General features: G+C 67.9%; 9 protein-coding genes. 2 read left to right on the forward strand and 7 right to left on the reverse strand.

What is annotated here, in order from left to right; genetic code table 11:
• Position 1 precedes the first annotated feature (1 nt).
• The 3 genes from EEB19_RS23920 to EEB19_RS23930 all read right to left on the reverse strand — a co-directional run bounded on the left by EEB19_RS23920 (position 2) and on the right by EEB19_RS23930 (position 1,619).
• Entirely contained in the window at positions 2–562 is a 561-nt protein-coding gene (locus EEB19_RS23920; RefSeq protein WP_187589823.1) for a hypothetical protein, read from the reverse strand.
• 99 nt (positions 563–661) lie between these two features.
• Positions 662–1,150: a MarR family winged helix-turn-helix transcriptional regulator gene (locus EEB19_RS23925; protein ID WP_187589824.1), complete on the reverse strand. Its 489-nt coding sequence runs from the start codon at positions 1,148–1,150 to the stop codon at positions 662–664.
• Between the two features lie 91 nt (positions 1,151–1,241).
• Positions 1,242–1,619 carry an SgcJ/EcaC family oxidoreductase gene (locus EEB19_RS23930; RefSeq protein ID WP_187589825.1) on the reverse strand — a complete coding sequence of 126 codons (378 nt, stop codon included), beginning with the start codon at positions 1,617–1,619 and terminating at the stop codon, positions 1,242–1,244.
• 117 nt (positions 1,620–1,736) lie between these two features.
• On the opposite strand from EEB19_RS23930, the gene EEB19_RS23935 reads away from it, so the two are divergent.
• A complete protein-coding gene (locus EEB19_RS23935; RefSeq protein ID WP_187589826.1) occupies positions 1,737–2,630 on the forward strand; it encodes a LysR family transcriptional regulator in 894 nt (297 codons plus the stop codon).
• On the opposite strand, the gene EEB19_RS23940 is transcribed toward EEB19_RS23935, so the two are convergent.
• Both EEB19_RS23940 and EEB19_RS23945 read right to left on the reverse strand, forming a co-directional pair.
• Positions 2,609–3,364, reverse strand: coding sequence for a hypothetical protein (locus EEB19_RS23940; RefSeq protein ID WP_187589827.1), 756 nt, complete (start codon positions 3,362–3,364; stop codon positions 2,609–2,611). The two genes, EEB19_RS23935 and EEB19_RS23940, sit on opposite strands and share 22 nt — an antisense overlap.
• A 43-nt stretch (positions 3,365–3,407) precedes the next feature.
• Positions 3,408–3,830: a CoA-binding protein gene (locus EEB19_RS23945; RefSeq protein WP_187589828.1), complete on the reverse strand. Its 423-nt coding sequence runs from the start codon at positions 3,828–3,830 to the stop codon at positions 3,408–3,410.
• 104 nt (positions 3,831–3,934) lie between these two features.
• On the opposite strand from EEB19_RS23945, the gene EEB19_RS23950 reads away from it, so the two are divergent.
• Positions 3,935–4,714, forward strand: a complete 780-nt coding sequence (locus tag EEB19_RS23950; RefSeq protein WP_187589829.1) for a sulfite exporter TauE/SafE family protein — start codon at positions 3,935–3,937, stop codon at positions 4,712–4,714.
• Between the two features lie 18 nt (positions 4,715–4,732).
• Here the strand turns inward: EEB19_RS23950 and ppk2 are convergent, their stop codons facing one another.
• Both ppk2 and EEB19_RS23960 read right to left on the reverse strand, forming a co-directional pair.
• Positions 4,733–5,617, reverse strand: coding sequence for a polyphosphate kinase 2 (gene ppk2 / locus EEB19_RS23955; protein ID WP_187589830.1), 885 nt, complete (start codon positions 5,615–5,617; stop codon positions 4,733–4,735).
• 37 nt (positions 5,618–5,654) lie between these two features.
• The gene (locus tag EEB19_RS23960) at positions 5,655–6,077 is read right to left on the reverse strand and encodes a hypothetical protein (protein WP_187589831.1); all 423 of its coding nucleotides are present in this window, start codon (positions 6,075–6,077) and stop codon (positions 5,655–5,657) included.
• Between the last annotated feature and the right edge of the window lie 469 nt (positions 6,078–6,546).

Below are 6,546 nucleotides of genomic sequence, written 5' to 3' on the forward strand. Positions count from 1 at the left end.
GTCAGCGACGCGGCATCTGGCAGTATCGCTGCACCGGCAGCCACGGACCCAGCGAGCCGAAATCCGGCGCGCCGCTCTGGGTGGTCAGGTAGCGGTTCTGCACGGCCAGGGTCGCACCGATCAATCCACCACGCAGACCCCAGAATTCGACCAGGTGTCCGACCTCGAGTCGGGCACGGACCTTTCCGGTCCAGACGTATCCGCCGCGGAATTGGACCGGCTTGGCGGGCAGGACCTGTTGCCAGCCCGACCAGCGTGTACCCGGCATCTGCACCGCCTTGCCGTCGATGATGCGAACCACCTTGGTGCGGACGTTCGCGCCCGTCGTGCGTCCGGGGGCGAGGACGGTGAACTGCGCGTCCCGGGCGGTCAGTCCGTTCGGTGACAGGCGGCAGTCCGCCTGTTTGGCCAGCATGACCGCGCCGGTCTGGCCGCGTTTGATGTCGATCTGGGCGTTCGCCGGCGCGGCGAGAGCACCGACTCCGAGGATCACCGCAAGTACTGCGCCGACCGTGATCGATCGGGCACGACCGCGCGAACGAGGGAAGGGAGAAGAGGTCATGATCCGCCTCCTTGGGGCGATCGACGACACCTTCCTCGACGCTAGCACCGCGCGCTCACGCCCACAGCCCGTTGCCGGCACCGCACCCCGACCGCACGCTCAGCGCGAATCCGCACGCACCGCCGCCGCATTGACCCGGGTGAGGACGGAATGCAGTTCTTCCAGATCGGCCAGGTCGACCCCGAGGGCGTCGACGACGGCCGGCGGGATGTCGAGCGCCTGCCGACGCAGGGCACGACCCGGTTCGGTCAGCGCGATGTCGACGTTGCGCTCATCGTCACCGCGACGCTGCCGGACGACGAGGCCGGCGGTCTCGAGTCGCTTCAGCAACGGCGACAGTGTCGCCGAATCCAGTTGCAGCACTTGACCGATGTCCTTGACTGCGCGCGGCGACTGCTCCCACAGCGCGAGCATGACCAGGTACTGCGGATGAGTGAGCCCGAGCGGCTCGAGCAGTCGCCGGTAGATCTTGAGGACCGACCGGTTGGCGACGGCGAGCGCGAAACACACCTGCCGCTCGAGCAGGAGCGGATTGTCGCCGAGTGCGGGGTCGTCGACGATCGGGTCGTCGGTCACCTTGCCCGTCATCGTTCGCACACCCCTCGTCGTCGGTCGTGACGTCGAGTCTACAACTTTGATCGTGCGCGATTGATTGGTGCGCCATCGGTGCGCTCGGTGGTCAGGAGGTGGGGGTCTGGAACTCCGGCTGATCGATGATGCGCACCCACGAGCCGTCGTCCTGCCGGGCGACGACCTGCGCGCGTGCACCGGCGCCGTCGCGTGGCGGAGTGGAGGTGAGGGCCAGGTCATCACCGAAATACAGTGTCGGGAGCGGTGTCTCGGGGGTGAATGTGGGGCGGTGTTCGAGCACCGACGCCCACAGCTCGCGGATGGCCGACCGACCGCGGGTCACCTGCCCCGGCGGGTACGCCATCACGGCATCCGGGTGGTAGAGCGACGCGACGGCATCGGCGTCGCCGGCGTTCGAGAACTCCACGAACAGGCGGGTGATCTCCTCGGGCGTGGTCGCCACGGGTACGGACTTCTTGTCGGTCATGACGTCTCCTTCGGTCGGTTCCCGCGTCGGCGGGGCTTGTGTGTTCTCCATCGACAATGCCGACGACGGCACGAGAAGTCCAACTGATTCAGACGATGAAAAGTATCATCATCAGTTATGGACTTGCGTCAACTCGAGTACTTCGTCGCGGTGGCGACCGACGCCAACTTCACCAGCGCCGCCACTCGCGTCCACACCACCCAGCCCAACATCAGCGCGCAGATCCGCGGACTCGAACGGGAGCTCGGGGCGCCGCTGTTCGATCGCGCCGGGCGACGGGTCGCACTCACCGACGCCGGACGTGCGGCACTCCCGGCAGCTCGGGACGCGCTCGCCGCCGCAGACTCGGTGCGGCAGGCGGTTGCCGATGTGAATCAGTTGCTCCGCGGGAACCTGGCCGTCGGCATGGTCGACGGATGCACGGTGCGGCCGCTGTTCGCCGCGCTCGGCGAGTTCCGGACAACGCATCCCGGCGTCGGGCTGTCGCTGACGGAGGCCGCGTCCGATCTGCTCGTCGAAAGGGTCATGCGCGGCGAGCTCGACGTCGCGCTCGCCGGGTACGCGGGCGATCTGCCCGACGGCATCGAGGAGTTCGCCGTCGTCCGCGAGCGGGTCGTCGCGGTTGTCCCGCATGGACACCCACTCGCGACGCGCACCGCGGTGTCGTTGCGGGATCTGCGCGACGCCACCGTCGTCGGGCTGCCGCGCGGCGCCGGCATCCGGGCCGCCTTCGACCGCGACAGCGGTGATGTGCGGATCACGCTGGAGGCGTCGTCGCCCGACGCCGTCGTCGAACTCGTCGCCTGCGGCCTCGGTGTGGGAATCCTGAGCGAGTCGATCGCGGCCGACCGCGCGGATGTCGTGGTGGGCAAGCCGATCCGCGGCGTCGACGATCGCGCGTCTCTCGGATTCGTGTGGCGTGCCACCGCCGGACCCGCGGTCCGGGCATTCATGGACCTGGCCCGGGCGGCGTTCGGACCCGGTGGATCTCAGGCGGCAGCGGCGGGTTGAGCCTCCTGGCCGTCGTCGGTCGGGCGGCCGGCGACGAGGTCCTCGACGTCGAGACCCCAGGAGCCGTAACGCTTGTCGAAGGCCTCGGCACGCACTCGTGCTCGCTCACGCTTCTCGGTCGAATAGCGTTTGCGCGCCCACCGGGACCGCGGTCGGGCGAGCCGGATGGCCCCGATCCAGGCGACCGGCGCGATGAACGCGCCGATGGCCGCGGTCGAGTACTTCCCCTTGGCCACGCAGATCAGGAGACAGCCGATCGTGATCGGCAGATTCAGCGAGAGCGCGATGGGTCCGATCGTCACCGTGTCGTCGGCGTCGGAGCGCAGGGGATTCAGTCCCAGCACGGACAGACCGAGCCCGGCCATCGTCAGACACACCACCTGCACCGACAGCTGTCCCTCGCGCGACCAGTAGACGTCCTCGAGATGCAGGATGAGCGCGAACTCGTCGAGCACCAGCGAGGTCCCGATGCCGATCATGACCGCGCTGATCTCCGCGCCGGGCCGCGCACCGTCGACGGCCACCGAGACGAATGCACCGGCGACGGTCAGGATGATGCCGGGCACCGCGTGGTGGATGTGCACCCCGCCCCGCACATTGTTCTTGAAGGGCCCCTTGCCCGCACGGATGAGGCGGGTGATCAACCGCGTCGTCAGGAAGGTGATCACGAACGACAGGAAGAGCAGGAACAGCGGGAGTCGGTCGCCGGTGATGTCGGCGGTCTCGAAATGCACGGGTCGTGTCCCCGATCAGCTCGTGACGCGGGCGGGTCGGGAGTCAGGCCGTCGGAGCGGTGAGGCCGGTCCGACGCTGTTCGATGATCAGGCAGCGGTCCTCGACGTAGCTCAGGCCGGCCTCCTCGGCGATCGCACGCGCTTCGGGCGACCGGATCCCCAGTTGCAGCCAGAGCGCGGAGGCGCCGGCGGCGACGGCCTGTCGCGCGACCTCGGCGGCATCCTCCGACGGGCGGAAGACGTCGACCAGACCGACCTGCTCGGGGATGTCGGCGAGGGTGCGGTACACCTTCTGTCCGACGATCTCGTCGGCGTGCGGGTTGACCGGGATGATCCGCCAGCCGTGCTCGGCCATGTAGGCCGGGACCTCGTTGGCCGCCTTCGACGGATTGGCGCTCGCACCGACGACCGTGATCGTGTCGTAGGTGCTCAGGATCTGTTCGACGACCTCGTCAGTGCTGCTCATGTTTCGAGCTTAGGGCGTCGTCGGCGAATCGTCCGGCAGAGTGCGACCGATCCGACGGGGACCCCGCTGATCCGGCCGCGGGCAACGACGGGCACCCTCGACAGGTGACGACCTGGGAACTGCTCGCCGTCCTGCTCGCCGGAGTCGGGGCGGGCGCGATCAATGCCGTGGTGGGCAGCGGGACACTGATCACGTTCCCGACGCTGGTCGCCTTCGGGGTGCCGCCGGTGACCGCGACCATGTCCAACGCCATCGGTCTCGTCGCGGGTGGTGTGTCAGGGACGTGGGGCTACCGTCGTGAGCTCGAGGGACAGTGGCCGCAGCTGCGCTGGCAGATACCGGCGTCGTTCACCGGCGCGGTGGTCGGCTGCTGGCTGCTGCTGCACCTGCCCGAGACGGTGTTCGAGGCGATCGTGCCGGTCCTACTGGTCGCGGCCCTGATCCTCGTCGTCGCGCAGCCCAGAATCCAGAAGTGGGTGGGCCTGCGATCGGTCGGCCCCGGGCACGACGCACCGGCGCTGAGCGGCACCCGGATCGCGCTGATGGTGATCGGCACCTTCGCGGTCGGGATCTACGGCGGCTATTTCACCGCCGCCCAGGGCATTCTGCTGATGGGGGTGCTCGGCGTGGTCGTACCGGATCACCTGCAGCGGATGAACGCCGCGAAGAACCTGCTGTCCCTGGTCGTCAATGTCGTGGCCGCCGTCGTGTACACCGCGGTCGCCTTCGACCGGATCGACTGGGCGGCAGCCGGTGTGATCGCCGTCGGCTCGCTCGCCGGCGGCGTGATCGGAGCCCGCTACGGGCGACGACTGTCCCCCGGCGCACTCCGCGCGATCATCGTCGTCGTCGGCTTGATCGGGCTGTGGCGACTGCTTGCCTGACCCGCTCGGCCATCGGACTCAGAACGGTGTCGGGATCTGGGTGACCGCCAGATGGGGACTGACGTAGTCGCTGCGCTTGCGTTCGGGCAGTTCGATGTCCGGTGCCTCGAGCGGCGTGTACGGGATCTGGTCGAGCAGATGCGTGATGATGTTCAGCCGACCACGCTTCTTGTCGTCGGTGCGCGCGACATACCAGGGCGCCCATCCGGTGTCGGTGTATCGGAACATGTCGTCACGGGCGCGGGTGTAATCGTCCCAGTGGGTGTAGGACTTCACGTCCATCGGCGACAGCTTCCAGTACTTGCGCGGATCCTCGATGCGACTCTGCAACCGGAGGGTCTGCTGCTCCTGGCTCACCTCGAGCCAGTACTTGATCAGGATGACACCCGAACGCACGACCGCCCGCTCGAACTCCGGGCAGTCGGCAAGGAACTGTTCGGACTGTTCCTCGGTGCAGAATCCCATCACCCGTTCCACACCCGTGCGGTTGTACCAACTGCGATCGAAGATCACGACCTCACCGGCAGCCGGCAGGTGCGGGACGTAGCGCTGCAGGAACATCTGCGACTTCTCACGCTCGGTCGGGGTCGGCAGCGCCACGACGCGGAACACGCGCGGACTGACCCGCTCGGTGATCGCCTTGATCGTGCCGCCCTTGCCCGCGGTGTCGCGACCCTCGAAGATCACACAGACCTTGGCGCCGGTGGACTTCACCCACTCCTGCATCGCGACCAGCTCCGCATGCAGCTCCTTCAGCTGCTTGCGGTACTCCTTGTTCTTCATCGGAGGTGCTGTTGCAGAGTCGTTCTCACCGGCCGTCGTACCGACGACGTCCTGACCGGACCGCCCGTGCCCGTGCTTCTTCGGATGCGACTTCGCCGACTTCTTCGACTTCTTGCCCATGCGCGGAGATGCTACGGCAGCCCGAGCGAGGGGATGGTCAGAAGCTGAGGCTGCCGGTGCCCCCGCCGCCCCCGCCACCGGTGGTGGTCGTGACGTCGATCGACTCGCTGGCGACGCCGCCGAGGCCGGTACAGGTCACGGTGACCGTGTAGTCGGTCGTCGGGCTCACTGGAGCGATCCGCACGCCCGTGGTCCCGTTGGGTCCGACGAGCGTCGGGTTGCTCGGGATGGAGACGTTCACGCCGTCCGGCAGGCCTTGCTGCTTGGCCACGCCGATGCAGACGTACGGCCCGCCGGCGGAGTCGTCGCGGGTCACGTTCACGGTCAGCGAGGTACCGCCGACCGCCCCTTCCGACAGTTCGAAGGGAGGAAGTGCAGCACTCGCCGTGCCGGCCCCGACGAATCCGAGCCCGGCAGCCGCACCGATGACAGGTATGAGACCGAGAAGATTCTTTCGCATAGTGCAGACCGTACAGTACGGAACGCGCCATGTCAGCGCCTCAAAGCTTTTGTCCCTGTTGGCTTCTCGTTGCAACGGGTGTTGTGCGGCGGGGCGTTCCACACCCCGCGACCGTGTCCTGCTTTTCGCCGACCGTGCCCTCGATTTCGCCGACCGTGTCCTCGATTTCGCCGATCGGGTCCACGCGGACACGCTCGACGACACCCGGGCACGCTCGGCGATTTGTGAGACACAGTCGGCGAAAAACTGGACACGGTCGGCGGCCGCTGGGCCGACTCGGGATGGGCGTGGTCGGCGGGTCCGACATGAGCGTCACCGCTGGTGTGCGCATGTCTGGACTATCCAGTTATCCACCCACCTGCGGTGATGCTGGTGTCGGGTTGGCCGGGAGCGGTCGGCGGGTCCGGCGTGAGCGTCACCGCTGGTGTGCGCATGTCCGGAGTGGACCCCCGACCCCTGACCCCTGACC

Origin of the sequence: Gordonia sp. OPL2 (assembly GCF_003797825.1) — a bacterium.
Lineage (GTDB): Bacteria > Actinomycetota > Actinomycetes > Mycobacteriales > Mycobacteriaceae > Gordonia.